Source organism: Amycolatopsis melonis, assembly GCF_040064235.1.
GTDB lineage: Bacteria > Actinomycetota > Actinomycetes > Mycobacteriales > Pseudonocardiaceae > Amycolatopsis > Amycolatopsis melonis.
The window spans coordinates 41,039-67,034 of record NZ_JBDZYD010000024.1; the positions used below are offsets into that span (position 1 = coordinate 41,039).

Sequence of the window (25,996 nt, forward strand, 5' to 3'; positions counted from 1 at the left end):
CAAGAACGAAGACGCGCTCGCTCCGACCGCGCTGCGAAGCTGGGACCGTCGACAATCTAGGAGGTCAAGGTGTCGAGCACCGATGTTCCGACGCGGGAGGAACTGGTTCGCCGCGTGGCCGAACTGGCTCCCGTACTGAAGAAGCACGCGAACTGGTCCGAGCAGAACCGGCGGGTGCACGACGAGTCCATCGAGGCACTGGCCGAGGCGGGCGTGTTCAAGCTGCGCCGCCCGAAGCGGTACGGCGGGTTCGAGGCCGACACCCGCACCCTCGTCGACGTCGCCACCGAGATCGGCCGCGCCGACGGCTCGACCTCCTGGGTTGCTTCGGTGTACTGGATTCCCACCTGGATGGCCTGCCACTTCCCGGAAGCGGTGCAGGACGAGGTGTTCTCCACCCCCGACGTCCGCATCTGCGGCACGCTCAGCCCGTCCGCGATGGCCGCGCCCGCCGACGGCGGCGTCGTGGTGAACGGCAAGTGGGGCTTCATCAGCGGGGCGCTGCACGCGCAGTGGCAGGAGATCATCGCGATCTTCGTCCCGCCGGAGGGCGAGCCGTACCCGATCATGGCGCTGGTCCCGTTGTCGGACCTGCTGATCGTGGACGACTGGGACACCGCGGGCCTGCGCGGCACCGGCAGCGTGTCGACGGTGGCGCAGGACGTCTTCATCCCGGCCGAGCGCGTGCTCCCGCTGCCGGCGGTGCTGGAGGGCCAGGGCGGTCCTGGCGGCTCGATCTACCGGTCGCCGCTGCTGCCGGTCGCGTCGGCGTCGTCGGTCGGCACGCTGGTGGGCATGGCGAAGTCGGCGCAGGACAGCTTCCTCAAGCGGCTGCCGGACCGCAAGATCACCTACACCGCCTACGACTCGCAGCGCGAGGCGCCGATCACCCACCACCAGGTGGCGGAGGCGGCGCTGAAGATGGACGAGGCCCAGTTCCACGCACACCGGCTGGCCGGCCTGGTCGATGCGAAGACCGCCGACGGCAGCCCGTGGAAGCTGGAGGAGCGCGCGGTCGCGCGGGCCGACCTCGGCGCGGTGGTGCGGCTGGCCAAGGAGTCCATCGACATCCTGGCAGGCGCGTCCGGCGGTTCGTCGATCTACCACGGCATCCCGATCCAGCGCATCGCCCGCGACATCGCCGCGGTGAACCTCCACGCGCTGATGCACCCGAACACCAACACCGAGCTGTACGGCCGCGTGCTCTGCGGGCTCGAGCCCAACACGCTCTACATCTAGGGAGACTCCGATGACGACGACCGAAAGCGGCACGGCCGCCGACCAGGCCGCGATCGCGGCACTCACCCAGAAGGTCATCGCGGCGTGGGCCTACCACGACGCCGACGGTTTCGCCGACGTCTTCACCGAAGACGGCACGATGATCCTGCCCGGCATCTTCAAGAAGGGCCGCGAAGAGATCCGCGCGTTCCTCAAGGAGTCGTTCGAGGGCAACTACAAGGGCACCCAGGTGACCGGGCGCCCGATCGAGATCCGCTTCTTCACCCCGGACTCCGGCGTCCTGATCACCCAGGGCGGCGTCCTCGGCCCCGGCGAGACCGAGGTCGCGGACTCCCAGTCGATCCGGGCGTCCTGGACGGTCGTGAAGCGGAACGGTGCCTGGCAGCTGGCGTCCTACCAGAACACCCCGGCCAAGCAGCAGCTGCCGAAGCCGGGCACGGTCTGATCCCGCCGCATCGCAGAAAGAACCCGGGCCGCCTCGCGCGGCCCGGGTTCTTTCTGCGCCGGAAGCTCAGAGCAGGGCGGCCAGGCCCGCGTAGCCGCCTTCCTTGAGGCGCAGGCCGGACGTCGTCGCGTACGCCTCGTCGGCGCGGATGCCCAGGCCCTCCACCATGCGGTTCATGAAGTTGAACAGCGCGCACACCAGGACCGCGTCGTGCAGGGCGCGCTCGTCCCAGCCCGCGGCGAACACGGCTTCGGCGTCCGCGTCGGTCATCCGGGACGGGGTGCGGGTCAGCTTGCCGACGTAGGCGAGCACGGGCCGGAGCTTGTCGTCGACCGGTGCGGTGTCCAGGTCCGCGACCGCGGCCGCCAGCAGTCCCTCGGGGACACCGAACGCCTCCGCGGTGATCGTGTGGATGCCGTGGCAGTAGGTGCAGCTGTTCACCCCGGACACGTACGCCGCGATCAGCTCGCGCTCCCCCGCCGTGAACGGGGACTCGCCGCGCATCAGCACCTCGTGGAGGTCCAGCAGGTGGCGTGCCGGGTCGGGGTTCGCCTGGAACACCTGGAGCAGCGTGGTCTCAGCCGGCAGGGACCTCAGGTACGACATCGGAGGGTTCCTTTCCGTCCGCCGTCGCGGCGGCGAGCTGGTCGATTTCGGTGCCGCGCAGCGCGCAGGCGGTCAGGTAGGCGATGGTGCCCGCGCCGGCGCCGGGCACCGCCGCCGCGACGAGCTCCAGCCGCCGTTCCCACTCCCGCCGCAGCGAGCCCGGCGACGACGTCGACGGCGGGCCGCCGACCCGGTCGCGCAGGGCCAGCCAGTGCTCGCGCCCGGATTCGAGAAGCCCGCCGAGGCCGAACGCGGCCGAGCCGTGCCGGGCCTGGTCGACGACCTGGGTGACCAGTGCGGGGTCGTCCGCGAGGCGGGCGACGGCGAGGCCGGCGAGCAGCCGGTCGGCGTCGAGGCCGAGCAGGATGACCCCGGCCTCGGTAGCGGCCGGGGCGTCGACCTCCGGCAGCGAAAACCGCGAGTCGTGCCGCTCAGACACCGACGACCTCCCCGGACGGCACGGCAACCCCGGAGCGCAGCTGCGCGGCGATCGCCGCGGCGACGCGCGTGGTCGCGACGCGGTGGCCGTCGATGTTGCGGGCCGCCGGGCCGAGCACCATGCCCGCCGCGGCCCCGACGACCGACACGCGCGGCTCGCGGCGGTAGGACAGCGTGCGCTCGTCCAGGGACGGCCAGCCGTCGCGGGCGTCGACGACCTCGTCGGGCAGCAGCCCGGTGCCGATCGACGGCGTCGTGCCCAGTGCGAGGACGACGTGGTCGCCCGCGACGCGCCTGCCGCTCGCCAGGCGCAGTACCACGCTGCCGCCGACGGCGGGCGCGATCTGCTTCACCGCTTCCCCGCGGTGGACGACCAGCCTGCCTTCGGCCTCGGCGCGTTCGAGCAGCGGGCGGAACTCGAACATGATCGACGCGCGCCGGAACCGGCTCATCAGGTCGAGCCGCTCGGCCCAGCCGACGCTGTCGAAGCGTTTGCGGCCCTCGGGCCGGAAGAACGTGGAGTTGACGTCCGCGCACTGGTAGCGCTCGCCGGTCTCGCGGACCACCCAGTGCACCTCGCGCCCGGCCTCGAGCGCGCCGGTGATCAGGTGGGCCGCGGTGAGTCCCGCGCCGACGACGACCTGGCAGCGCACGCCTGCCGGTACCGATTCGTCCCAAAAGGACACTCCGCGCGGCGGATGCCCGCCGCCCCACCAGGTTTCCGGGGCCGGGCGGCGTTCCTCGCCGGGACAGAGCACGACGTGCCGGGCGGCGACGGAGAAGCGGTCGGTGTGCACGGTGACCGCGTCCGGGCCCGGCACGACCTCGCGGACCGTCGCCTGCCAGGTCTTCTCGCCCACGTGGTGGGTGGTGACCAGGTGCGCGCAGTAGGCGTCGAAGACGTCGACCGGGACGACCGAGCGGTGCCCCGCCTGCGCCATCCGGATCTCGCGGCGCTCGGTCGGGGTCAGCCTGCCCCAGTGCAGCCGCGCGAAGTCGAGCAGCTCGCAGTCGCGGAAGCCCTCGACGCCGGGGTGGTGCTCGTAGGGCGAGCGCAGCACGCGCTGGCCGAGCAGGTCGATGCGGCCGAAGAAGCGGCCGCAGGGACGTCCGGTGCGGTCCACCACGGCCACGTCGGTGACGCCGTGGTGCCACAGCGCCGAGGCGACGGCCAGCCCGGCGGGGCCGGCGCCGACGACCACGACGTCCGCGGCCGGGGACGGCGACGCCTCCCGCGCCGGGGAAGGTGGCGCGGGAGGACGCGGCCAGGCGCGGCCACGCGGCGAGCCGAGCAGGTGTGGCTCCGGTACGAACGTGATCACTGCTCGTCCCGCCGCCGGCTCAGAGCACCGTGACGGGGACGATCAGCTCCACCACCGGCCGCTGGCTCATCCCGTTGGTGACCAGCTCGTCCAGCGTCTGCTGGGACTGCTCGGCGCTGTCGGTGGCGATCGGGCTGTAGCGCGAGTAGAAGTACGTCGGCTTGCGGCCGCTGGTCTCCATCGAGTACGTCTTCAGGACGGTCTCGCCGGGGCGGACCTCGCCGTCGTAGAAGGTGAGGCGGCGCTGGTCCGGGGTCATGAAGCTCTTCGAGAACTGCGGCGACATCAGCATCTCGTCGTCGAGGAACGTCGAGTCCTCGTCCATCACCGCCTGCATCGCGACCCACGTCTGGTCGGTCAGGTTGGTCTCGGCCTTGATGACCTGCCAGCGGCCGGGTTCGGGGAGGTTGACGCTCACCGACACGTCGTGGTCGGTGGTGTCGATGGCACCGGTGATCATGAGCACCCGGCGGCCGACGTCGGCGGTCCCGGTCATCTGGACGTCCCGGGCGCGCACCCGGCTGGAAACATCGAGTCCTGGCAATTCGGGTGAAGACATGGTGCAGCCTCCTACGTTTACCCACCCCAGAAATAGCGGCCTGACCAGCGAACACGCAAAGGCTTTCATACGGCAAGTTACGCTGTCAAGGTGAGGAATGCACGTCTGCGAAGCCGATAATGTGCCACCGAACAGCGGAAACCCGCACAACCGGCTGCGAACGCCCATTACGCCGTTCGGACCAGCGGCTTCGCGCGCCGGTCACTCCGGGCTGGACGTCTCCTGGGCCGCGGCCGCGGTGTCGATGCCGTCCTCGACCGCGCCGACATAACGGATCGCGAACGCGGATTCGGCGCGGCGCACCATCACTTTCATGACGAGTCCCGATTTCACCACGATGAGGAAATGACCGGGATCATGGGGATCCGCGAAAATGTCGTAAACAATGAAAGCGGAACCGTCACCGACGGCGAACAGGGCCTCGTAGACGCTGTTCCGTTCCGCCTGTGTTGCCGTTTCGGCCCAGCTTTCGAGGACTTCGAGGCCCTCCGTGAGCTGGAGGCGCATTGCCATCCGCCGGCCTCCCAACCGCACGTATGGGCCACCGTGCTGCGGTGACACTCCGGCCCGGACAAGGTCGATTCTCCCCGGCGCGGCCCGGGGTGCTCATCTCCGAGCGTGCGGTCGGAGCCCCGGGCCGGAGCCCGCCGCTTCAGTTGTAGCCGAGCACGATGTGCTCGCCGAGCTCTTCCTCGACCGGTTCGGGCGGCTGGACCAGCCGGAGCCCGCGGGGTTCTTCGGCGGGTGCCGGATTCCGGTCGTCGGCCGGCACCGCTGCTGCTGCTGTCATGGCGTTCCTCCGCTGTGTCGGTGTGTGGAATCACCATGCGCCACCGGAGTCGAGGATCGGATGGGAACCGCTGACGTGCGCAGCCTGCGGCGCGCAGTTCGGGGAGGGAGAACGCACGGAGGTGAAGCCGTTCTCGGACGGCGAGGTGCGCTACGCGGCGGTCCACGCAGGCCAGACGACACACGCCGCGGGCCGCGGCGCGGAGGCTGCGGCAGGTGCCGGGCCGGGCGGCCTGAGCGGAGGTGGAGGGAAGCGCGCGGTCCGTGGTGGCCGGGCCCGGGGCGAGCCGCTGCCCAGGCCACGGCAGGCGCCCGGCCGAGCCGCCTAAAGCGCACGTTGGGGCGAGCCGCCGCCCACGCCACAGCAGGCGCCCGGCCGAGCCGCCTGAAGCGCGAACCACGGCGGGCGGGTGGTCCGGGCTAGCACCTGGACCACCCGCCCGCAAGGGCTCAGCGCGGCAGCCCGGACAGCCGCCAGGCGCTCGCCCCGGCCGTCCAGGACTCCCGGGCTTGCCACGCCGGCTCCTCGGCGCCGTCTCCGGGCTCCTGCCGCCGCAGCGACTGGAGGACCGCGATCAGGGCCGCCAGCTCGCAGTCGTCCGGGGCACCGTGGAGCACGCGGATCGCGGACATCGGGAGCACACCTTCCTCAGCGGGTCAGATCGGCAGGTTGCCGTGCTTGCGGGACGGGCCGGGCTTGCGCTTGCCGCTCAGCATGGCCAGCCCCCTGGCCACCGCCGCGCGGGTCTCTGCCGGGTCGATGATGTCGTCGACCAGGCCTCGCTCGGCCGCGTACTGCGGGTTCAGGAACTCCTCGGTGTACTCCGCCACCAGTTTCGCCCGCAGGGCCGCCGGGTCGGCCGCCGCCGCCAGGTCGCGGCGGTACAGCACGTTCACCGCTCCCTCCGCGCCCATCACCGCGATCTGGTTGGTCGGCCACGCCAGGGACAGGTCGCAGCCGATCGACCGCGAATCCATCACGATGTACGCGCCGCCGTAGGCCTTGCGCAGGATCACCTGGATGCGTGGCACCGTCGCCTCGCAGTACGCGTGCAGCAGCTGCGCGCCCTGGCGGATGATCCCGCCGCGCTCCTGCTCGACCCCCGGCAGGAACCCCGGGACGTCGACCAGGCTCACCAGCGGGATGCCGAACGCGTCGCAGAACCGCACGAACCGCGCGGCCTTCTGCGACGCCGGCCCGTCGAGCACACCGGCGAACACCACCGGCTGGTTGCCGACCAGGCCGACGACCCGGCCGTCGATGCGGGTCAGCGCGCACAGCACGTTGCGGGCCCAGCCCTCGTGCAGCTCGAAGAACTCGCCGTCGTCGGCCAGCTCGGCGAACACTTCCCGCATGTCGTACGGCTGGTTCGGCTCGACCGGGACCAGCTCCGCCAGCCGCGGCCGGTAGTCGTCCTTCGCGTTCGACGGCGCCGTGGCAGGCGGCGGGTCGAGGTAGTTCGACGGCAGCAGCGACACCAGGTAGCGGACGTCGGCGAGGCAGGTCTCCTCGTCGTCGTGCACCACCGTCGCCACGCCCGACGCGCTGCCGTGGACGTCCGCGCCGCCGAGTTCCTCGTGCGTGACGCGCTGGCCGCTGACGGCCTCGACGACGTCCGGCCCGGTCAGGTACATGCGCGCGGTGTCACGCACCATGAACGTGAAGTCCGCCAGTGCGGGCGAGTACGCCGCACCGCCCGCGCACGGGCCGAGGATGACGCTGATCTGCGGGATCACGCCGGACGCCTCGACCTGACGGCGGAAGATGCCGCCGTAGCCGTTGAGGGCGAGCACACCCTCCTGGATCCGGGCGCCGCCGCTGTCGTTGAGCCCGATCACCGGGGCGCCGTTGGCCAGCGCGAGGTCGAGCACCTTGTGGATCTTCGCCGCGTGCGCCTCGCCGAGCGAACCACCGAAGAGCGTGAAGTCCTGGGCGTAGACGAACACCCGGCGCCCGTCGATGGTGCCGGAGCCGGCGACCACGCCGTCGGTGTGCGGTCGGTTGCCCGCCAGCCCGGGACCGCTGGCCTGGTGACGGCGGTAGGGCTCGATCTCGGTGAAGGAGTCGTCGTCGAGCAGCAGGGCGAGCCGTTCGCGTGCGGTCAGCTTGCCCAGCGAGTGCTGGCGCCGGACGGCGTCGAGCTTGCCCTCGTGGATGTGCGAGCGCAGTTCCTCGCGGCGTTTGCGCAGCAGCGGCATGTCGGGCGGGGCCGGCCGCGCCGGGCCCGCGGCGCGGACCAGCTCGATGACCTGGGCGTCCCCGGACGCGGCCGTCCGGCCCAGCCGGCGGCGCCGTCCCCCTTCGGGGACCGGCACCACCTCGGCGTCACCGGCCCGCGCCGCGCCGGCGTCCTGGCTTCCGCTCACGCGGCATCCCTCATCCGGACCTGGTGGTCCCGCTCGATCTCGGCGACGATGTCCGACCACACGATGCCGCGGCCCAGCCGGGGCATCGGCCGGACGACGGCGTCGGTGGCCGACGGGGCGAGGGGTGCCCCGGCCTGCCGGTCACCGGTGTCCACATGCCCGGCGTCGCTGGTGGTCATGGCAGGACCTCCTCGGTCTGGACGGTCCCGGATCCGGGACCGGTGCGAACTGCTGACGAAAGTGCCGTGCCCGCCTGCCGCCGGGTGAGCCACCCGGCCGCGTGCAGCCACGCCACGGTGTCGCGCACGGTGTCGAGCACCGGCCGCGCCGCCACTCCCGCGGCGGGCGCGTCGGCGGCGACCGGCACGGCCGTCGCGCAGACGTGGATCGCGCCGTACTGCACCGGCAGCGCCCACGGCCACGCGCGCTGCAGCCGGTCGGCGAGCCACCCCACCGGGTACAGCGCCCGCGGCGGCAGGAACACCGCAGGCAGCGCCCGCCCGGTCGCCGCCCGGACCGTCGCCAGGTACTCCCGGGTGGTCAGGAAGTGCCCCGGCCCGAAGAACGCGCCGCCCGGCGCCTCGCCGGTGAGGAGCCGGGCGTGCAGCTCGGCGGAGTCGCGGACGTCCCCGACGGGGAGGCCGCGGCCCGGCCAGATCGGCGTCAGCCCGCGCAGGACGGCCCGCAGCCGGGCGTTCTGGTCGCCCAGGTGCGGGTCGTCCGGGCCGAGCAGCGCGGGCGGGTGGGTGACGGCGACCGGTGCGCCGTCCGCGCGGTGCTCCCGCGCGATCCGCTCGGCCGCCGCCTTCGACGCCAGGTAGGGCTCCCGCGAGCCGCCGACCGGGCTCGCGGGCCCGATCGACGGCTCGGCGGCCGGGTACAGCGCCCCGACGGTCGACACGTGCACGATCCGGCCGGTGCCCGCCCGGCGCGCGGCGGCGAGCACGACTTCGGTGCCGTGCACGTTCACCCGCCACAGCTCGCCGCGGCGCCTGCTGTCGAAGGTGTAGACGCCTGCCGCGTGCAGCAGGACGTCCGCACCGTCGACCAGCCGCCGGGCCGCGGCCGGATCGGTGACGTCACCCGCCGCCACGTCCACTGTGGACGGAGCGGCGCCGGGGTCACGGGCGAGCAGCCGGACCCGGTGCCCCCGCCGCAGCAGTGCGGCGACCGTGTGGGCACCGAGGAAGCCGGTGCCGCCCGTGACCGCGATCAGCATGACTGTCCTCCTCAGGCCGCGCGGGCCTGTCCGTCGACGTGGTGGTACGCGCCGCCGTAGAAGACGAGCGCGTGCTCGCCGGTGCCGCGGCTGGTGGCGACCACCCGGCCCAGGAAGATCGAGTGGTCACCGCCCTCGACCACCTGCGCCAGCTCGCACTCCAGCCAGGCCAGCGCCCCGTTCAGCAGCGGCGCCCCGGTCCGGGCGCCCAGCGTGTGGCCGACGGAGTCGAACTGGCTCATCCCGTTGGGACGGCGCCAGTCGGCGAAGTACTTCGACGTCTCCTGCTGGTCCGCGGCCAGGATGTTCACCCCGAACGAGCCCGCGGTGACGATCGCGGCGTGCATCCGCGCCGCCTTGGACACGCAGCACAGCACCATCGGCGGTTCCAGCGACACCGACGAGAACGCGTTGGCGGTCATGCCGTGCGCGTCCTCCCCGCCCGCCGTCAGCACCGTCACCCCGGTCGCGAACTGCGCCATCACTTGCCGCAGTCCCGGCTGGGTCGACAAGCCCCGGCGTGCCGGCGGCGTCGGCAGCCGCTTCAGCACGGGAGGCTCCGATTCGTAGCCCACTGTCAGACTCCCTTGCCGTTGACCGCGCCCGTCGAGTACGGAACCAGCGCTTCCCGCAGCTGCTCGGGGACCCGCGACGGCACGGTGGCCGTGTTGGGCCCGCGCATGCAGGCGATCCGCTGCCGTCCCCTGGCCACCAGCCGCTCGTCGCCCTCGGGGGTGAGGTGGACGTAGTCGAACGCGAACTGGATCTGCGTCGAGGTGAGCTCCTCCAGCCGCAGCCGGATGGACAGCTCGTCGAACGCGGTGATCTCGGCGAAGAACTCGCACTCCACCTTGAGGGTGAACAGCTTGAGGTCGTGGCGGACCTCCTCGAGCACCGCCGGCGCCTTCTCCTTGAGGAACATCTCGCGGCACCGGCCCTGCCAGCGCACGTAGTTCACGTAGTAGACGTTGCCCACCAGGTTGGTCTCTTCGAAGCCGACCGTGTGGCGGATCTCGTAGTAGTCGGACATCTTCAGTTCCCCTCTGCGTGGAGCACGGCGAAGACGATCGGGGCGGTCCGGTCGTTGACCGTGGTCGACCAGGTGGCGATCCGGGCACTGCCGGAGGCGAGCAGCGCCCACCCGTCGGCGTCGACCTGGCGCACGGTGAGGGCCTGGGTCATCGACCCGGTCTTGCGGACGCACTCCAGCGCGCTCCAGACCCGCGTGTAGGCCACGCTGAGCGGTTCGCCGGTGTCCGCGGCCAGCAGCCGCCCGAGGGCGAGCAGTTCCTCGCCCAGCAGCCCCGCCCAGTCCTCTTCGGTGCGGTCGATCGCCGTCTCGATGTCGCAGGCGACCTGGTCGGAGCCGGCGACCACGAGGGTCAGCTCCGACGTGTGCGACGCGGTCACCTGGACGCCGTCGCACTCCGGCTTGCCGTCGGGGCGGTAGCGGACCTCGACCGGGCGGTCGAGCGCGCGGCCCGCGGCGAGCGCGGTCTGCGCCCGGCGCTCCGCGATGCCCTCCGCCGGGCGGCCGACCGGGTCCGGTTCCAGCACCACCGACCGCGTCCCGCCGAGCAGCCGTTCACAGGCACGCTCCACATAGGACCCGAGCATCGTGGGGACCCACGGCCCGGCGCCGTCGCGCTTGCGGACCGCACGCAGCTTCAGGCCTTCCCAGCGCTCGACCAGCGTCCCGTCCGGGTTGCGCACGTCGAGGTCGTAGACGTAGCTGTCGCCGTCCTGGAGCCGTTCCTTCGCGTCCAGCAGGACGTACTCGTCGTGCTGGCTGCCCGGCTCGGCCAGGTAGAGCTTCTCGATGCCCTGCGGCAGCAGCGTCGCGTCGGGGATGCAGCACTGGATCGCGTGCATCATCGCGTCGCGGGTGCCCGGGTCGGCCAGCAGCCGCTCCTGCGGGAGGAACGGGGCGAACCACTCGTGGTCGGCGCCGGTCGCGATCTCGGCGACCGCGTGCCGGGCACTCGCCCGCCGGTAGCCGAGGACCCGCTGGAACCGCTTGCCCTGGAACAGGACCGAGCCGTACAGCTCGCTGATCGGCTCCACCGGGACCGGCGGCAGCGCGACGTCGCGGGCCTGGCTCGCGCCGATCTCGGCAGGCCGGGCGAAGCTCAGCCGGGCTCGGAAGTGGTCGGCGCTGAAGCCGGTCTCGTCACTGCGGATCACGACGTCGACGGTGTCGGCGTCGCGGGCCAGCGTGGCCAGCCGGACCGTGGTCGACCCGCCCGGCGAGACGATGATCGGCCGCAGGAACTCCACGTCCGAGAGCACCGGGGTGCCGGTGCGGTCCAGCGTCGCCGCCGCGGCCTGCGTCATGGCCTCCATGCCGATCACCGCGGGGAACAGCAGCTGCCCGTCGAGCAGGTGGTCGGTCAGGTACGGGTCGGCACCGTCGGACAGGTCGGCCTCGGTGATCAGCTCGACGCCCGGGTAGTGCACGACCGCGCGGTCGACGAACCGGGTCAGCGGCAGCTCCCGCTTCTGGATCGGCAGCGTGGCCAGTCCCGACGTGCGGCCGCAGACGACCAGCACCGGCGGCGCGGCCGGGTCGGCCAGCACCTGGCGGAGGATGGTGATGCCCTCCTCGGTCGGGATCGGCGTGATGCCGTCGCGCATCAGGGCGCTGACCACGCCGAGCTTCTCGCCCATGCCGGTGCCCGACCAGACCGACCACTCCAGCGCGATCGCCCGCGCCTTCGGGTGTTCCTGGCCGAAGCGCAGGGTCAGCTCGGTCATCCAGTCGTTGGCCGTGGCGTAGTGCGCTTCACCGCGCAGGCCCGCCCGGCCGATGATGCTGCCGAAGGTGACCAGGAGCTTGATGCGGTCCTGGTCGACCGCGGCGAGCACCGCGTTGAGGCCGCCGATCTTCGGGGCGAGCGTCTTGCGGAAGCTGTCCTCGGTGAGGGAGAACAACGCGGCGGGCTCGTTGCGGCCCGCGCCGTGGAGGATCGCCGTGACCGGGCCGAGTTCGGCCTCGACCCGGGCGACCGCCTCGGCGATCTGCGGGGCGCTGGTGACGTCGGCGCGCTCGTAGCGGTAGCGGATGCCCGCCGCCTCCATGCGGTCGAGGTTCTCGGCCAGCTCGCTGTCGGACTCCGGGTCGGAGCGGCCGAGCAGGGCGAGCTTGGCACCGGAGTCCTTGGCCAGCGCGAGCGCGCTCTCCGCGGTGATGCCCTTGCCGCCGCCGGTGACGAGCAGGACGTCGGAGGCGTCCAGCGAGTCGCGGATCGGGCCGGGCTTCGGGGCGGGCAGCGCGGACAGCCGCGGCACCGTGCGCCCGCCGTCGGCGCCGTAGCGGGCTTCGGTGAAGTCCGTGGTCGCGGCGACCTCGGCCACCACGGTGTGCACGGCCTCGGCGACTTCGTCCACATCGGACGGTGTCGGGTTCGCGAAGTCGATGATCGTCGTCTTCGCCGACGGGTCCTCCAGGCGCAGGGTCCTGGCCAGGCCTGCCGCACCGTAGCCGTGGTGCACGACCACGAAGCGCGTGCCGTTGGGGGCGGCCATGACGGCGCGGCCGGCGTCGAGGAACAGGCCGACGTGGCTGGAGTCGCAGTCCGCGGGCAGGCAGAGCAGCACGCCGTCGCCGGTGCCGGACGCGGCGAGCGCGGCCCGCAGCGGTTCGGCGAGCGGGTGCCGCGGCGTCGCGAAGACCTGCCATTCGGCGCGGCCGGTGCCCGGCGTGAGGTCCGCGGCGGGCCGCGGCGCCGGCACGTACTCGACCGCGAACGGCCGGACCCACGGCCCGACGCCCGGGGCCTCGCCCTTGTTCGACGCGTCCGCGGGCTTCGCCGTCTGCGCCAGCTCGTCGATCATCTCGGCGAGCTCGCCGAGGCACACCGTCGCGAAGTTCGGCATGCCTTCCAGCGCGGGACGGCCCAGCGCCCGGGTGACGTCGTTGACCAGCTGTCCCACCGTGATCGACGACAGGTGCAGGTCGTCGAGCGGGTGGGTGTCGGCGGTGACCGCCTCCAGCGGCAGCTCGACGCGCTCGGCGGCGAGCTTGCGCAGCAGGTCCAGGGTCGAGCCGGAGTCGCCGTCGGCCGCGGCGGCGTCGGCCTCGGCGGCCTGTGCCCGCTCCGCGGCCAGCTCGGCGGCCAGCTCGCTGTCTATCGACGGCGCGGCCTCGCACGGGCTGGCGAGGAAGCTGAACTCGCCGTCGGCGGGCAGGGCCCGCACGACCCGGCCTTCGAACAGCGCGTCCACCGAGACCGGCGCCCCGAGGGCGAACGCCGCGCCGACGACCCGCAGCAGGGCCTGCAGCGACGCGTTGTCGGTGTCGACGGCCAGCACCGGCGTCTCCGGCGCGATCTCCTCGAACAGCCCGGTCAGCACCCGGCCGGGGCCGACCTCGACCACCAGGTCGCTGCGCTCGGCCACCTTGGCGGCGGCCTCGCGGAAGCGGACCGGCAGCACGATCTGGTCGCGCAGCAGCTCGGGCAGGTTCTCGGCGGCGTGCAGCACGTCGCCGCTGACCGTGGAGACCACCGGCCGCTCCAGCCGGGTGAAGGTGAACTCGCCCAGCCGCTCGGTCATGGCGTTCGCGGCAGGCTCGACGGCAGGCGAGTGGAAGGCGTGCGAGACCTTGATCCGGGTCGCGCCGACGCCCTGTGCCTTGGCCCTGGCGACGATGCGGTCGATCGCCTCGGCCGGTCCGGAGATGACCGTCTGCTCGGGCGCGTTGTACCCGGCGATGACGACCTCGTCGCCAAGGCCCAGTTCCTCCACCCGGCCGGGCGAGGCGGCGATGCCTGCCATGGCGCCGGTGCCGTCGCCGGTCGTCGTGGCCATCACCTTGCCGCGGACCTTGGCCAGGTCGAGCAGCCCGCGCTCGTCGAGCGCGCCACCCCAGTGCAGGGCGGTCAGCTCGCCGAGGCTGTGGCCGGTGGCGGTGGCGGCCTCGATGCCGAACGAGCGCAGCACCCGCAGCGCGGCCAGCGAACCGGTGACGATCCGCGGCTGGGCCACCTCGGTGGCGACCTGGTCGCCGGTGACCGGCAGGCCCGCGGCGCGGAAGATCTCGTCGGCCACCGGGAACCGGCGGCGCAGCGCGCTGTCCCCGCCGCGCCCGGAGCCCTGGCCCGGGAACAGGTAGCCGATCTTCGGGGCGGTGGTGCGGGTGCTGGCGAAGATGCCGTCGGCGCTGTCGAAGACGGCGTCGCCGGACTCCAGCTGCTCGAGCAGCTTCGTCAGCTTCCGCTCGGCGTGCTCCGGGTTGGCCGCGACGACCGCCGCCCGCATTGAGCGGCCTGCCAGTTTCCCGGCCAGCTCGCCGGCGAGGTCGGTCAGCTCGGCGAACGACAGCTTCGGCACGACCTCCAGCGTCGCGGCGATGTCGCCGCGCAGGGTCGCGACGTCGTCGGCGTCGAACAGCAGCAGCTCGGCGTCCTGCCGTCCGGCGACCAGCGTCCGGGCCCGCTCGTCGAGCTCGCGGCGGCGGGCCGCGGTCGGCGCCTCGGTGACCGTGACGTGGGAGTTGATGCCGCCGAAGCCCATTGCCGAGACCCCGGCGCGGACCGGCTGGTCCTCGGGCCAGATCGTGGCCTCGCGCGGGACGTACATCCGCGCCGAGGAGCCGGTCAGCGACTCGTGCGGCTCGTAGTGGCCGGTGGCGGGCGGGATGACCTGGTGGTAGACCGCCAGCGTCGCCTTGATCAGGCCGGCGACCCCGGCCGCGGCCTTGGTGTGCCCGATGTTGCCCTTGATGGTCGACAGCGCGGCAGGCTTGGCCAGCGGGTCGGCGTCGCGGCGGGCGGTGGACAGCGCCTCGATCTCGGTGGCGTCGCCCAGCGCGGTGCCGGTGCCGTGGCCCTCGAAGTAGGAAACGGTCTCGACGCCGTAGCCGGCCCGGTCGTAGGCACGCTTGAGCGCCAGCCGGTGCCCGGCGGCCTCGGGCCGGGTGATGCCGCCCTTGCCGTCGGAGGACACGCCCCAGCCGCCGATCGACGCGTAGATCCGCTTGCCCTGCTCCAGCGCGTCGCTCTCGCGCATCAGGACGAGCATGCCCGAGCCCTCGCCGGGCCAGAAGCCGTTGGAGTCGGCGTCGTAGACCTTCATCTCGCGCTTGGCCAGCGCACCGGTCTTGGCGAAGCCGATCACCTCGAACGGGTCGATCGACAGGTCGACACCGCCGGCGATGGCGAGGTCGAGGTCGCCCTGGGCGAGCGCGTTGGCCGCGGTCACCACCGACAGCAGCGACGACGAGCACGCGCCGTCGACGGTGTACCCGCCGCCGGCGAAGTCGAAGTGGTTGCACACGCGGCCGGCGATGGTGTTGGCCAGGCCGCCGGCGAGGGTGTCCTCGTTGATCTCCGGGAACGGCTCCTTGTACTGGATCTCCAGTTCCCGCAGGAAGTTCGCGGTCTCCTCGTCCTCCCAGCCGCGGGCCGACAGCGCGGCCGCGACCGTGCGGCGCACGTACGGCCAGCGCAGCCGCATGATGTTGGCCCGGGAGAACTCGCCGGTCAGGCTGTTGCCGATGACGACGCCGGTGCTCTGCCGCGGCGCGCCCTCACCCTCGCCGAAGCCGGCGTCGGCCAGCGCCGCGGCCGCGACGTCGAGGGCCAGCCAGTGCGTCGTGTCGGTCGCCCGGAACGTGCTGCCGGCGACCTTGTGCGCCACCCGGTCGAACTCGTAGTCCCGCAGCACGGCCGCCTTCTGCGCGTAGAAGCGGTCCGGCGCCTTCGGGTCGGGCGAGTAGTAGTCCGCCCGGTTCATCCGCTCGTCCGGCAGCCTGCGGAACGCCCGGCGCCCGGCCAGCACGTTTTCCCAGAGCTCCTCCGGAGAACTCGCATCGGGGTACCGGAGACCGATACCGACGATCGAAATCCGCTCTACGCTCATGCCACCGCACTCCCACTGGCTCTCGAGCCCCGTATCACCGGAACCATCAGGTCCCCGCTGTCCTCCGGCGCGGGAACCCGAGGTTCCCGCCGCCGGTCTGTCGTCCCCGGGCGGCGAGGCCGCCGCCCGGTGCCCGGTCCGCCGGACTTCCGGTCCAGCATCTCTTCCGGTGGTGCGGACCGTCATCTCCCTGCCTGCCCGCGCGCCGCACCTCAGCACGCTCGGACATGGCCATTTCGTGTCTGCGAAAGGAAAGTTCAGGCCCGGAACTGGCCGGGACGGCGGCCTTCGCCCGCCGGCCCGCGGTAGGCCTGCGCGATGTCGAGCCACTGGTCCGCCAGCGTGCCCTTCGCCCGCACGTCGAGGTCGTAGCGGTGCCGCCGCCGGGTGACGAGCAGGCAGAAGTCCTCGGCGCTGCCGCTGATCCGCTGGGTCGCGTCCGCGGGCCCGAACGTCCAGAGCGCGCCCGAAGGCGCGGTCAGCTCGAACCGGAACTCCTCGGCGGGCGGCGTCAGGTTCCGCGCCTCGTACCCGAAGTCGCGCACGCGCACGGCAAATCCGGCCAGGTGCTTGATCCGGTCGGTGCGCCGCGGGCGCACGCCGAGGGCGTCGGCGATGTCCTGGCCGTGCCCGAACAGCTCCATCATCCCGGCACAGGCGAGCACGTACGGCGGCAGCGGGTTCACCAGCCACGGCACCAGCTGGTCGCCGGGCACGGCCGCGAGGGCCTTGATGCCCGCGTCCCGCTCGGCGCGCCAGCGCGTCAGCAGCACCTCGGCCGGGTCGTGGACGTACTCCTGCAGCGCGCCCTCGACGGCCTGCTCGAAGCCGACCGACGCGAGCGACTTCGTCATCGCGACGAAGGCTTCCGGCTGCGCGGCCGAGAGGCCGGCGATCCGGAAGATGAACGCGAGGTGCCCGATCTGGTGCCGGATCGGCCAGCCCGGCGCGGGGGTGGGGGTGTCCCACTCCGCTTCGGAAAGGCCGGCCACGAGCGCGTCCACCTCGGCGGCCTCCGCGGTCAGGTCGGCGATCACGCCCGTGGTGTCAGTCACCTGTCTGTCCTCTCAACCGATGTGACGTCTTGCCTGGATCGGCCTCTCCGCCGACCCGACGTCTCGATCATCACCCGCGCCGACCTGGGGAGTCTTCTCTTGCCGGGCGGAGGGAAAGCCGCTCACCGGCCGCCGCGGCCGCGGCGAAAGCCGCCCACGACACCAGCTCCACCAGTCCGCGATCGTCCGTCCTTTCCGGACGGACGGCGGCAACGTCGGCGGCGCCGGCCTGATACGCGGACTTGGCCGTCAGCAGCGCGAGCCGTCCCGCGGCACGTTCCTCCGGCGGCAGCTCGGCGAGCACGGGCTCGACCCATCCCCGGCCGAGGCCGGGCGGTTTCCCGTCCCACGCCTTGACTTCCCGGCGGACGAGGTCCCGCACCCGCGACGGCACCGACCGTTCCCCGGCGGCCTCGAACGCCGCCGAGGCACGCGCGAAGGCGTCGGACAGCGTGTCGGCGCCTCCCGGGCCGGGCGCGGCGGGCAGCAGGTCCAGTGCCTGCCCGGCGGCCGGCGCGTCGCCCGGCTTGAGCAGCAGCCCCAGCACCGCCTTGGCCTTCGCCCGCGCCGAAGGCGGCACGGCTTCCGGCAGCGGCGACGGCCCGAGGAACACGCTCACCATCCGGTTGAGGTAGTGGAACGCGACGGCCACCCCCGCGAACTCCGCGGCGGTGTCCCGCGGGACGCCCGCGGGCAGCGGGCCTTCGCCCCGCGCCCACGCGGCGAGCGCCCGCGTGTCACTGTCCACGATGGACCCGGGCGTCCCGGCCTCGATGGCCGCGGCGGCCTCCGGCTCCCCCAGCGAGCCGAGGGCCATCGCATGCACCTCGACGCAGTAGGGGCACTGGTTCGCCGCGGACACGGCGGCCGCGACGACCTCCTTGTCGGCCCGGCTCGCCGTCCCGGCCGCGACCAGCGACTCCCGCAGCACGGCCCACGCGGCCGCAAGCGCCTCCGGCGACGGCGAGTGCAGGGCAATCGGCGGCGCGAGCATCCCGAAGTCCCGTTCCACCTGCCGGTAGACGTCCCGCACCAGCCCCCGCGCCCGCCGCGGCCGCACCACCTCGACGTACTTGACATCCCTGAGCGTCCGCCGCAGGGCAACCCGGACCACACCCGCCGTCATACTGCCTCCTCGCCCTCCCGTGACCAGAACGCCGACACGCGTGATCGGAGGGTCAACTCGCGTGATTGAAGGGACGACACGCACGAAACTCCACCGCTTCGGCGTGTCGTCCCTCTGCTCACGCGTGTCGGCTTCCCGATCACGCGTGTCGTCCGCTCAATCACGCGAGATCCGGGGTACGGCCGGTCCGCGGACCGCGGTCCGCAGGCGCCACCGGAACCTCGGCACCCACGACCGGCGTCGCCGGACCTCGGCCGGGCGGGACTCGCGCTCCCAGATGCCCAGGAGCGCGAGTTCGAAGTGCCCGTGCATCAGTTGCCCGCCACCAGGTCCAGTTTGGACACCGCGCGGCGGCCCGTGATCGAGCCGTCGGGGGCCGGGGCCCCGTACTTGACGTCGACGTCGCGGGCCTGCAGGGCCCGGACGATGCCCGGGATCGAGCGCTCGGCCAGCGCGGCGATGGTCATCGCCGGGTTGACCGTCAGCGCACCCGGCACCGACGCGCTGTCGGTGACGAAGATGCCGGGGTGGTTGCGCAGCTCGTGGTTCGGGTACAGCGCGGACGTCGCCGGGTCGTCCCCGATCCGGCAGGACGCCAGCGGGTGCACGGTGTACGCGCCGACGACGTCGTTGGTCCACGGCGCGACCTTCGCCAGGCCGTCCTTCTCGATGATCGCCTTGCAGTCGGCGTCGGCGAGTGCCCAGCCGCGCCGGGTGTTCGTGGTCGGGTCGTAGCGCAGCGGACCGCGGCCGAGCATCTGCTGCGAGATCCGGTAGGCGTTGCCGGTGGGCGGCGGGGTGCCGAACACGCCTTCGTTGTCGTCCTCGGTCATGAGGAAGATCGTCAGCCAGTTCGACCACTGCTTGAGGATTTCCTTCTTCTCCGCCCCGAACCACCGCGGGTGCTCGCCGCCGGGCGCCTGGGCGAGGATGGTGCCCAGTCCCGGCGGGAAGTACAGCTGCTCCAGCGAGTACCGCTCGTACTCCGGCAGCGACCCGTCGAGCTTGTCCCAGTTCGCGACGGTCGGGCCCTTGCCGATGTGGTTGGCCGAGTACACCGGACCGTCCTCACGGGACAGCCCGAGCACCTCGCGGACGCGGTCCTCGTCGATGATCGCGGTGTTGAGCCGCTCGCCGTTGCCGGAGAAGTACCGGCCGACACCGTGCGGCATCGCGCCCAGCGCGGACTCCGACCGCTGCAGGATCACCGGGGTCGCCCCGGCGCCGGCGGCGATGATGACGACCTTCGCCTCGATGACGCCGGTGCCGGTGTGGATCCGGTAGTCCTCTTCGTCGACGATGTCGAAGTGGACGCGGTAGCTGCCGTCCTCGGTGCGTTCCAGCCGCTGGACCTCGTGCAGCGGCCGGATCTCGGCGCCGTGCGCCAGTGCCGCGGGCAGGTAGTTCGTCAGCATCGACCGCTTGGCGTCGAACTTGCAGCCCGCCATCATGAAGTTGCAGTTGACGCAGGTGTCGTTGTCCACCGCCACCGGGGCCGGGTTCGCCGTGCGCCCGGAGTGGTTGCACGCGGCGGCCCACAGCCCGCCGGCGTAGGAGACGTCACTCCAGTCCTGTTTGGACACCGGGATCGACTCGTCGACACGGTCGTACCACGGCTCCAGCGTGTCACGGGAGATCACCGAAGGCCACATCCGCCGCCCGATGCTGCCGTGCCGCTCGAAGACGAAGCGAGGCGCCCGCGGCATCGCGGCGAAGTACACCACGCTGCCGCCGCCGACGCAGTTGCCGCCGAGCACGCTCATCCCGTCGCCGACGACGAAGTCGAACGCCCGCGTGTAGGACGACCCGAGCAGGTAGTCGTGCTCGAAGTCGGCCGCGGCCAGCCACGGCCCGCGCTCCAGCACGGTCACCTTGGCCCCGCCCGCGGCGAGGTGGTAGGCGGGGATGGACCCGCCGAATCCGCTGCCGACGATGACGACGTCGGTCTGGTCGATCGCACTCATGCCGGGCTCCCGGAGGCAGTCGTGTCGGGGTGCAGCTCGGCCAGCTTGCGGCCGTAGCCGTACTTCGGGAACCGCCAGAACCCGTCCGCGTCCGGTGGGCGGTACCCCAGTGCCAGCAGGCCGGGGTGGCCCTCGCGGATGGCGTCGGCGGTGTGCTTGTGCGCGGCGCTGTCGAAGGCCATGTTGCAGAACAGCGCGAGGCTGACCCAGCCGTCCTTCTCCGGGTGGCCCGGCGTGGTCAGCCGGTTCACCAGCTCGCGGCGGTGCTCGTACGGCAGCGCGACGAACGGCGGGACGTCGTAGTCCAGCTCCAGGTCGACCTCGCCCGCGTAGGACTTCGCGTGGTCGTTGAGCGACTGCGCGAGGTAGGGCAGGCCGGCCGTGACGCCGGTCGCGTCGAAGTTCAGCAGCTCGAGCGCGCCCGCCGCCACCGCACCCGGGCCGGGCGCGGCCCCGGCGACGGCCCGGTCCTCCGGGAACCGCTTCTCCCCCGGCACGATCGTGTCGGCGTAGGCCTCGAGGGTCTGGTTCATCACGCGTTCTTCTTCGGTGGCCTCGGGTTGCACCGGCCTACCTCCTCATTGAATGTCCACAGTAGAGATCGGGCGGCCCGCCGCCGTAGAGATCAGGCGGCGTCGGCCCGCCGCACGCGGTCCCGGCGTTGCACGGTCATCGGCAGCCCGCCCCGCACCCGCAGCGAGAGCATCGCCTCGGGCTCGACGACCTTGCCGGGTACCTTGCGCAGCCGCAGGTCCCGTGCCGCCATGGCGAGCACGAACACCGCCTCCATGACCCCGAGGCTGTTGCCGATGCAGAACCTCGGCCCCGCCCCGAAGGGCAGGTAGGCGTACCGCGGCGGCCGTTCCGCGGCGGTGAACCGGCCCGGGTCGAAGCGCTCGGCGTCGGGCCAGAACCGCGGGTGCCGGTGCAGCGTGTAGGGCACGACGACGACGTCGGACCCGGCGGGCACGTGGTACCCGCCGATCTCGTCGTCGGCCTGGGCCACGCGCGGCAGCAGCCACACCGGCGGGTACAGCCGCATGACCTCCTCGACCACCGCCACGGTGAACGTCAGCCGCCGCAGGTCCTCGTGCTCGGGCAGCCGGTCGCCGAGCACCTCGACGGCCTCGGCGTGCAGCCGCTCGCCGACCTCGGGGTGCTCGTCGATCAGGTGGAACGCCCAGCCGAGCGTGCTCGCGGTGGTCTCGTGCCCGGCCAGCAGCAGGGTGATCAGCTCGTCCCGCATCCGCTCGCGCGAGGAGCCGTCCGCCGACCCGGACGCGATGAGCCGCGACAGGACGTCCTCGCCGCCCTCGACCGGGTTCGCCAGCCGCTGCTCGACCAGCTCGTCGGCGATCCGGCGCAGGTCGTCGCGGGCGGTGCGGAAGTGCAGCTGCTTCTTCAGCGGCACCCACTGCGGCACCATGCTCAGCGTGACCGCCTCGAACATGGCCTGGTCCTGCACGGCCTCGAACGAGTGCCCCAGCGTCTCGTAGCCGCCGAGTTCCGCGTCCAGCAACGTCTTGCCGAGCACGCCGAGGGTCAGCCCGGTCATCTCGTGCAGGACCTCGACCGGCCCGTCGTGCGCGGCCAGCCGCTGGATCAGACCGTCCACTTCGGACGCGACGACGGCGGCCTGCCGCGAGATCCGCTTGGGCTGGAACACCGGCTGGATGGTCCGGCGCTGCTGCTTCCAGGTGTCCCCGTCGCTGGTGAGCAGGCCGTCGCCGAGTGCCCGGCGGGCCTCCTGCAGGCCGATGCCCTTGTGGTAGTTCGCGGCGTTGTCCGCGAGCACGTGCTTGGCCAGGTCCGGGTGGTTGACCAGGTACATCGCCTTCGGTCCGATGGCGATGCGGACGACGTCGCCGTAGGCATCGGCGTTGTCGCCCATGAGCGCGAGCCGGTCGGTGAAGAGCTGCTTCAGCAACCGGAACGTCGCCCGGCGCGGCGGCCCGGGCGGCACGGTGGGTGCCGCCCGGGTGTGGTCCGTCGGACCGGTCATGCCGCGAGCGCTCCCGGCTGCTCGTCCTCGGCGGGCGGTGCCGCGGCGAGTTCGAGCTTGGCCTTCTGCGCGGCCTGGTCGGCCTCGAACCTGATCCGCGCCTTGTTCGAGAAGTGCAGGCCCCACAGGAACAGGCCGCGGATCAGGCATACGGTGGCGGTGGCCAGGAAGAGGCCGTAGGCCACGTGCACGGCGGTGAAGAAGCCGTACGCGAGCGCCACGCCGGAACCGAACAGGAACTGCGAGGCAGGCTTCGACGGCGACGTGCCGGGGTCGGTCACCATGTAGTTGGTGTAGAGCACGAACGCGACGCCGGTGCCCATCGCCAGCGCGCCGGGGATCGACGTGCCGAACAGCCAGCCGCGGACGAAGGCCTGGACGACGAAGAAGCTCAGCCAGCCCGCGATCAGCCACATCCGGTTGGTCAGCAGCGCGTTGAGCACGGTGCCGGACACCAGGATGATGCCGACGATCAGCCAGCCGCCCCAGGTGGGGATCTGCTCGGTGAAGTGGTACGGCGGGGCGATGCTGGCCCACGGGAACACGAGCAGGATGACCGTGATGCCGAAGTTCGACGGGTTCATGTAGTGCCGCATCCGGCCGTACACCGGAGCCTGCAGGACCCACTTCGCGCCGACCGCGACGACGACGCCGAACATCATCACCAGGATCTGGTCGTTGACGTAGGTCAGCATGTTCAGTGCCAGGCCGGTGATGTGTGCCGGCAGGAGGAACTCCACCAGGCCCTTGAACCCGCCGCCGCGGAACCGCACGTCGCGGTGCGTCACGCGGGCGTTGATGATCTCCAGCACGATCTCCGTGGTGTACGCCGTCGCCAGCGCGACGAACGGGTACAGCCACGGCTGCTCGAAGCCGAGGAACGTGAAGCCGACGATGTTGAAGATCGTGATCGAGATCGCGAAGCGCCGCAGCGCGGTGATGACCTTGTTGGTCCGCTTCGGTGGCGCACTGTCCACCTTGGTCAGAGTCGGGGTGGTCATGTCACATCGCTTCCTTCGCCGTGGTGCCGAGCTGGTAGGCGTGGCAACCGGGTTCGAGCTTCAGGTCCTGCGTCCGCAGCTGCCCGGTCCGGTCCCGCCACTGGAGGTGCACGTCGAGCGGGCCGCTGACGTCGTGCCCCAGTCCGATCTGGACGTCGAAGCTGCGCCGTCCGGCCTCCCCGCTGCTGCCGTCGACGCGGCCGAGGAACTTCCGGCCGTCCGAGGTCGTCGCGGTGACCTGGGCGCCGATCGCCGGCACGCCGGCCGCGGGCAGCGGGCCTGCCGCCACCGGGGCGTCGGTGGTCAGCTTCAGCTGCAGGTACTTCCCGGTGTTCGGGCTGTCGTTGTGGTAGAAGATCGGCTGCTCCCACTGCCGGGCCACGGCGAACTCGGGCAGGCCGTCGCCGTTGGTGTCGCCGACGGCGATGCCGCGGGTGGGCACCGGAACCGCGAGGCCGAGCTTCGGCGCGAGGTCGGTGTACCGGCCGTCGGAGCTCTTGACGAAGAAGTGCAGCGTCTGGTCGCCGCCGATGTCGTCACCGGCACGGGCGTTCGGCCACCACAGCGGGTTGGACAGCAGGCCGTCGTGTGCGGTGGCGATCTCCTGCAGGTTCGGCCACCGGTTGACCTGGCCCTTGACGAACCCGGTCGCCTGCGCGATCTGGTTGTCGCCGCTGTTGTCGAAGTCCTGGATCTTGACGTCCCAGCCCCAGCCCGACCACGCCGTGCCGAGCGCGGCGCTGTCGTCGTGGAACGGCGCGACGCCGTCCTTGAGCTGGCGGGTCAGGTCCGCGGTGTCCTTGGCCTTGTTCATGAACTGGAAGTTCGACTCTTCGATGCCCCACGACGTGGTGATGTTGCTGACGAACAGGTCGTAGAGCCCGTCGTGGTTCAGGTCGCCGAAGTCGACGGCCATGCCCTTGAAGGAGTCGTGGCCCAGCACCTTGGACTTCGGGTCGTCGAACCCGCGGACCCCGGTGACCTCGGCCAGCTCGATGTGCCCCGGCGTGGACTTGTTGTACAGCAGGTGGTCGTGGCCGAAGTCGTTGGCGATGTAGAGCTCCGGCAGGCTGTCGCCGTCGATGTCGGTCGCGCTGGAGGCCAGCGTCCAGCCCAGCCGTGCGCTCTCCGGGATGCCCTGGGACGCGTCGGTGTAGCGGGCGTCCGGGTTCGCGCCGGCGGCGGCCCCGGTCCAGCGGAAGATGTACTTGGCCCCCGAGTTCACCGCGTGCGACATCGACTGGTTCAGCGTGATGCCGCCGTCGGCGGTCGGATCGAGGACCTTGCTGTCCGGGAAGTAGTTCCCGACGAAGATGTCGACGTGCCCGTCGCCGTCGAAGTCGCCGATGGTGACCGAGTCGGTGTTCCACAGTGGACCGCTGTACTTGCCGTCCGGCCCGCGGTGGTTGCCCGGCACCAGCTCGACCGGCTGGAACGCCGAGGCGTCGAACTTGGTCGCGGTCGCCTTCTGCAGGAACAGCACCGGGGTGCGGCCCCAGTAGTAGGCCAGCACGTCGGTCCGGCCGTCCTCGTTGTAGTCACCGGGGACGCAGCCCATCGGTGCCATGTAGTCCCACGTCGGCAGGGCGGGCGCCGGGTCGAGCGCGAACGGCGCGTAGCGCGGGCCCGAGTCCGGGGTCGGCGTGATGACGACCTGGTCGCTGCGCGGGTCGACCAGGCAGAGGTCGTTCGCCTTGCCGCTGCCGCTGATGTCGTTCATCGCGATCGCGGCGCCGACCGAGGAGATCCACGCGGCGATGTGCTCGTACTCCTTGTTCACCGTCCGGATCGACTGCGACTTCTTCGCCGCGGGCAGCGCGATCGTCATCGGGGTGAAGTGGAACCTGCTCGCCATCGTGTCCTGCTCGGCGGCCGAGACGCTGGGCAGTCGCGCGACCAGGAACAGGCCGAGGATCAGCGCCAGCGCCACGATGCCCGCCAGCTGCTTGCGCAGCCAGCCCAAGGTCGCGGTCATTTGTTCTTCCCTCCGTGGGTCAGCACTTCTTCGGCAATGCGCTGCCGCCAGACTTCGAAGGCCGGGACGTCGTCGCCGTCGACGACCACGTCCGGCCGGACTTCCTGGGTGATGGCCGCCGCGCGCTCGGCAGGCATCCCGCAGATCGCCTCGGCCGCCATCTCGGTCTCGGGGATCAGCAGGCCCGAGCGCACCCGGCACTCGGCGGCGAAGGCACTCCCCTGTGCCAGCGGACCGTGGTGGATCCCGGCCCGGTCGACCAGTTCCGCCAGCTCGTCGGCGGTGACCCCGCACGCGTAGGTCGAGGCCAGCCCGACCCCGGCGTACAGGTCGCCGTGGCGGGACTCGGGGAACTCCTCGATCGTCTTGGTCACCAGGCCGACGTCGGTGCCGCAGATGAACCACAGCGCCCGGCCGATGCCCTGGTCGATGGCCCGCAGCGCGTAGCCGTCGTAACGCCGGTCCGGCCAGGAGAAGTTCGGCTCCTGGTACTGCTGCCGGATGTACTGGTCCGTCTTGAAGTACGCCTGGTGGAAGCCGTAGCCGTCGAGCACCAGCCAGCGCAGCAGCGGATCGAACGCCGACGCCTTCGGCCAGGCGAACCGCGGCAGCCGCGCCATCGCCCAGCCGACGCCGACGTAGATGATGTAGTCGTGCCGCTCGCCGGGGCCTGCCAGGAACTCGGCGATGTTGGTGCTCTTGCCGAACGGCAGCCCGTCGAGCACGCCGTACCCCATGCCCGCGCCCTCGTAGGCGAATCCGCGGTACTGCGGGGGAATGCGCTCGAGCCATTCTTCGGCCTGCTCGACCGACTTCGCTTCGACGGCGTGTGCGTACCCGAGGAGGAACTTCTCCCCGACGGTCTCGAGCCGTTCCTGCGCGGCTGGGCTCTTCCGGTGGAAGCCCCGCTTCTCCAGCGTGGTCTCCGCGACGTTCGGTGTCAGGATGCGACGTCTGAGCGCGCGCCAACCATTGCCCAACGCACTCTCCCCCTCACGGGTCGAATAGGGTCGTTCGGATTCACGGCT

Annotated in this window: 23 protein-coding genes; 2 read left to right on the top strand and 21 right to left on the bottom strand. The window is 72.0% G+C overall.

Annotated features, from left to right (window positions below; genetic code table 11):
• Positions 1-69 precede the first annotated feature (69 nt).
• Complete coding sequence (locus ABJI51_RS42905) at positions 70-1,239, top strand: acyl-CoA dehydrogenase family protein (protein WP_348956961.1); 1,170 nt, start codon at positions 70-72, stop codon at positions 1,237-1,239.
• A 10-nt stretch (positions 1,240-1,249) separates the two neighbouring features.
• Complete coding sequence (locus ABJI51_RS42910) at positions 1,250-1,684, top strand: SgcJ/EcaC family oxidoreductase (protein WP_348956962.1); 435 nt, start codon at positions 1,250-1,252, stop codon at positions 1,682-1,684.
• Between the two features lie 66 nt (positions 1,685-1,750).
• Here the strand turns inward: ABJI51_RS42910 and ABJI51_RS42915 are convergent, their stop codons facing one another.
• The 21 genes from ABJI51_RS42915 to ABJI51_RS43015 form a co-directional block, all read right to left on the bottom strand.
• On the bottom strand, positions 1,751-2,290 hold the full coding sequence (locus ABJI51_RS42915) for a carboxymuconolactone decarboxylase family protein (protein WP_348956963.1): 540 nt from the start codon (positions 2,288-2,290) through the stop codon (positions 1,751-1,753).
• Positions 2,262-2,729, bottom strand: coding sequence for a DUF6187 family protein (locus ABJI51_RS42920; RefSeq protein WP_348956964.1), 468 nt, complete (start codon positions 2,727-2,729; stop codon positions 2,262-2,264). Before ABJI51_RS42920 ends, ABJI51_RS42915 begins: the two co-directional genes overlap by 29 nt.
• Positions 2,722-4,050 carry an FAD-dependent oxidoreductase gene (locus ABJI51_RS42925; protein WP_348956965.1) on the bottom strand — a complete coding sequence of 443 codons (1,329 nt, stop codon included), beginning with the start codon at positions 4,048-4,050 and terminating at the stop codon, positions 2,722-2,724. Before ABJI51_RS42925 ends, ABJI51_RS42920 begins: the two co-directional genes overlap by 8 nt.
• A 19-nt stretch (positions 4,051-4,069) precedes the next feature.
• Positions 4,070-4,546, bottom strand: a complete 477-nt coding sequence (locus ABJI51_RS42930) for a DUF6423 family protein (RefSeq protein WP_348957008.1) — start codon at positions 4,544-4,546, stop codon at positions 4,070-4,072.
• A gap of 264 nt (positions 4,547-4,810) precedes the next feature.
• Positions 4,811-5,122 (bottom strand): DUF6235 family protein, encoded by a 312-nt coding sequence (locus tag ABJI51_RS42935; RefSeq protein ID WP_348956966.1) that lies wholly within the window; start codon positions 5,120-5,122, stop codon positions 4,811-4,813.
• Positions 5,123-5,261: 139 nt separating this feature from the next.
• Positions 5,262-5,399: a hypothetical protein gene (locus ABJI51_RS42940; RefSeq protein WP_348956967.1), complete on the bottom strand. Its 138-nt coding sequence runs from the start codon at positions 5,397-5,399 to the stop codon at positions 5,262-5,264.
• A 449-nt stretch (positions 5,400-5,848) separates the two neighbouring features.
• The gene (locus tag ABJI51_RS42945; protein WP_348956968.1) at positions 5,849-6,031 is read right to left on the bottom strand and encodes an acyl-CoA carboxylase subunit epsilon; all 183 of its coding nucleotides are present in this window, start codon (positions 6,029-6,031) and stop codon (positions 5,849-5,851) included.
• Between the two features lie 24 nt (positions 6,032-6,055).
• Positions 6,056-7,765, bottom strand: coding sequence for an acyl-CoA carboxylase subunit beta (locus ABJI51_RS42950; protein WP_348956969.1), 1,710 nt, complete (start codon positions 7,763-7,765; stop codon positions 6,056-6,058).
• Positions 7,762-7,944 carry a DUF6222 family protein gene (locus ABJI51_RS42955; protein WP_348956970.1) on the bottom strand — a complete coding sequence of 61 codons (183 nt, stop codon included), beginning with the start codon at positions 7,942-7,944 and terminating at the stop codon, positions 7,762-7,764. Before ABJI51_RS42955 ends, ABJI51_RS42950 begins: the two co-directional genes overlap by 4 nt.
• Complete coding sequence (locus ABJI51_RS42960) at positions 7,941-8,984, bottom strand: NAD-dependent epimerase/dehydratase family protein (RefSeq protein ID WP_348956971.1); 1,044 nt, start codon at positions 8,982-8,984, stop codon at positions 7,941-7,943. The genes ABJI51_RS42955 and ABJI51_RS42960 overlap by 4 nt, the downstream gene beginning before the upstream one ends.
• 11 nt (positions 8,985-8,995) lie before the next feature.
• Complete coding sequence (locus ABJI51_RS42965) at positions 8,996-9,559, bottom strand: flavin reductase family protein (RefSeq protein ID WP_348956972.1); 564 nt, start codon at positions 9,557-9,559, stop codon at positions 8,996-8,998.
• A 2-nt stretch (positions 9,560-9,561) separates the two neighbouring features.
• Positions 9,562-10,014 (bottom strand): acyl-CoA thioesterase, encoded by a 453-nt coding sequence (locus tag ABJI51_RS42970; protein ID WP_348956973.1) that lies wholly within the window; start codon positions 10,012-10,014, stop codon positions 9,562-9,564.
• 2 nt (positions 10,015-10,016) lie between these two features.
• Positions 10,017-15,845: a type I polyketide synthase gene (locus ABJI51_RS42975; protein ID WP_348956974.1), complete on the bottom strand. Its 5,829-nt coding sequence runs from the start codon at positions 15,843-15,845 to the stop codon at positions 10,017-10,019.
• Between the two features lie 257 nt (positions 15,846-16,102).
• The gene (locus tag ABJI51_RS42980; protein ID WP_348956975.1) at positions 16,103-16,900 is read right to left on the bottom strand and encodes a TIGR03084 family metal-binding protein; all 798 of its coding nucleotides are present in this window, start codon (positions 16,898-16,900) and stop codon (positions 16,103-16,105) included.
• A 70-nt stretch (positions 16,901-16,970) separates the two neighbouring features.
• Entirely contained in the window at positions 16,971-18,026 is a 1,056-nt protein-coding gene (locus tag ABJI51_RS42985) for a carboxymuconolactone decarboxylase family protein (protein ID WP_348956976.1), read from the bottom strand.
• A gap of 311 nt (positions 18,027-18,337) precedes the next feature.
• Positions 18,338-19,990: a GMC family oxidoreductase N-terminal domain-containing protein gene (locus ABJI51_RS42990; protein ID WP_348956977.1), complete on the bottom strand. Its 1,653-nt coding sequence runs from the start codon at positions 19,988-19,990 to the stop codon at positions 18,338-18,340.
• Positions 19,987-20,556, bottom strand: a complete 570-nt coding sequence (locus tag ABJI51_RS42995; RefSeq protein ID WP_348956978.1) for a DUF5987 family protein — start codon at positions 20,554-20,556, stop codon at positions 19,987-19,989. Before ABJI51_RS42995 ends, ABJI51_RS42990 begins: the two co-directional genes overlap by 4 nt.
• 59 nt (positions 20,557-20,615) lie before the next feature.
• Entirely contained in the window at positions 20,616-21,992 is a 1,377-nt protein-coding gene (locus ABJI51_RS43000) for a cytochrome P450 (RefSeq protein WP_348956979.1), read from the bottom strand.
• Entirely contained in the window at positions 21,989-22,993 is a 1,005-nt protein-coding gene (locus ABJI51_RS43005; RefSeq protein ID WP_348956980.1) for an enediyne biosynthesis protein, read from the bottom strand. The genes ABJI51_RS43000 and ABJI51_RS43005 overlap by 4 nt, the downstream gene beginning before the upstream one ends.
• 1 nt (position 22,994) lies before the next feature.
• Positions 22,995-24,968 (bottom strand): FG-GAP repeat domain-containing protein, encoded by a 1,974-nt coding sequence (locus tag ABJI51_RS43010; RefSeq protein WP_348956981.1) that lies wholly within the window; start codon positions 24,966-24,968, stop codon positions 22,995-22,997.
• A complete protein-coding gene (locus ABJI51_RS43015; protein ID WP_348956982.1) occupies positions 24,965-25,948 on the bottom strand; it encodes a DUF1702 family protein in 984 nt (327 codons plus the stop codon). Before ABJI51_RS43015 ends, ABJI51_RS43010 begins: the two co-directional genes overlap by 4 nt.
• Positions 25,949-25,996 lie beyond the last annotated feature (48 nt).

Coding starts and splice junctions, on each gene's coding strand:
- ABJI51_RS42910 (WP_348956962.1), top strand. CDS start 1,250: ATGACGACGACCGAAAGCGGCACGGCCGCCGACCAGGCCGCGATCGCG.
- ABJI51_RS42915 (WP_348956963.1), bottom strand. CDS start 2,290: ATGTCGTACCTGAGGTCCCTGCCGGCTGAGACCACGCTGCTCCAGGTG.
- ABJI51_RS42930 (WP_348957008.1), bottom strand. CDS start 4,546: ATGACCGGGACCGCCGACGTCGGCCGCCGGGTGCTCATGATCACCGGT.
- ABJI51_RS42935 (WP_348956966.1), bottom strand. CDS start 5,122: ATGGCAATGCGCCTCCAGCTCACGGAGGGCCTCGAAGTCCTCGAAAGC.
- ABJI51_RS42940 (WP_348956967.1), bottom strand. CDS start 5,399: ATGACAGCAGCAGCAGCGGTGCCGGCCGACGACCGGAATCCGGCACCC.
- ABJI51_RS42945 (WP_348956968.1), bottom strand. CDS start 6,031: ATGTCCGCGATCCGCGTGCTCCACGGTGCCCCGGACGACTGCGAGCTG.
- ABJI51_RS42955 (WP_348956970.1), bottom strand. CDS start 7,944: ATGACCACCAGCGACGCCGGGCATGTGGACACCGGTGACCGGCAGGCC.
- ABJI51_RS42960 (WP_348956971.1), bottom strand. CDS start 8,984: ATGCTGATCGCGGTCACGGGCGGCACCGGCTTCCTCGGTGCCCACACG.
- ABJI51_RS42970 (WP_348956973.1), bottom strand. CDS start 10,014: ATGTCCGACTACTACGAGATCCGCCACACGGTCGGCTTCGAAGAGACC.
- ABJI51_RS42975 (WP_348956974.1), bottom strand. CDS start 15,845: ATGAGCGTAGAGCGGATTTCGATCGTCGGTATCGGTCTCCGGTACCCC.
- ABJI51_RS42985 (WP_348956976.1), bottom strand. CDS start 18,026: ATGACGGCGGGTGTGGTCCGGGTTGCCCTGCGGCGGACGCTCAGGGAT.
- ABJI51_RS42990 (WP_348956977.1), bottom strand. CDS start 19,990: ATGAGTGCGATCGACCAGACCGACGTCGTCATCGTCGGCAGCGGATTC.
- ABJI51_RS43000 (WP_348956979.1), bottom strand. CDS start 21,992: ATGACCGGTCCGACGGACCACACCCGGGCGGCACCCACCGTGCCGCCC.
- ABJI51_RS43005 (WP_348956980.1), bottom strand. CDS start 22,993: ATGACCACCCCGACTCTGACCAAGGTGGACAGTGCGCCACCGAAGCGG.
- ABJI51_RS43010 (WP_348956981.1), bottom strand. CDS start 24,968: ATGACCGCGACCTTGGGCTGGCTGCGCAAGCAGCTGGCGGGCATCGTG.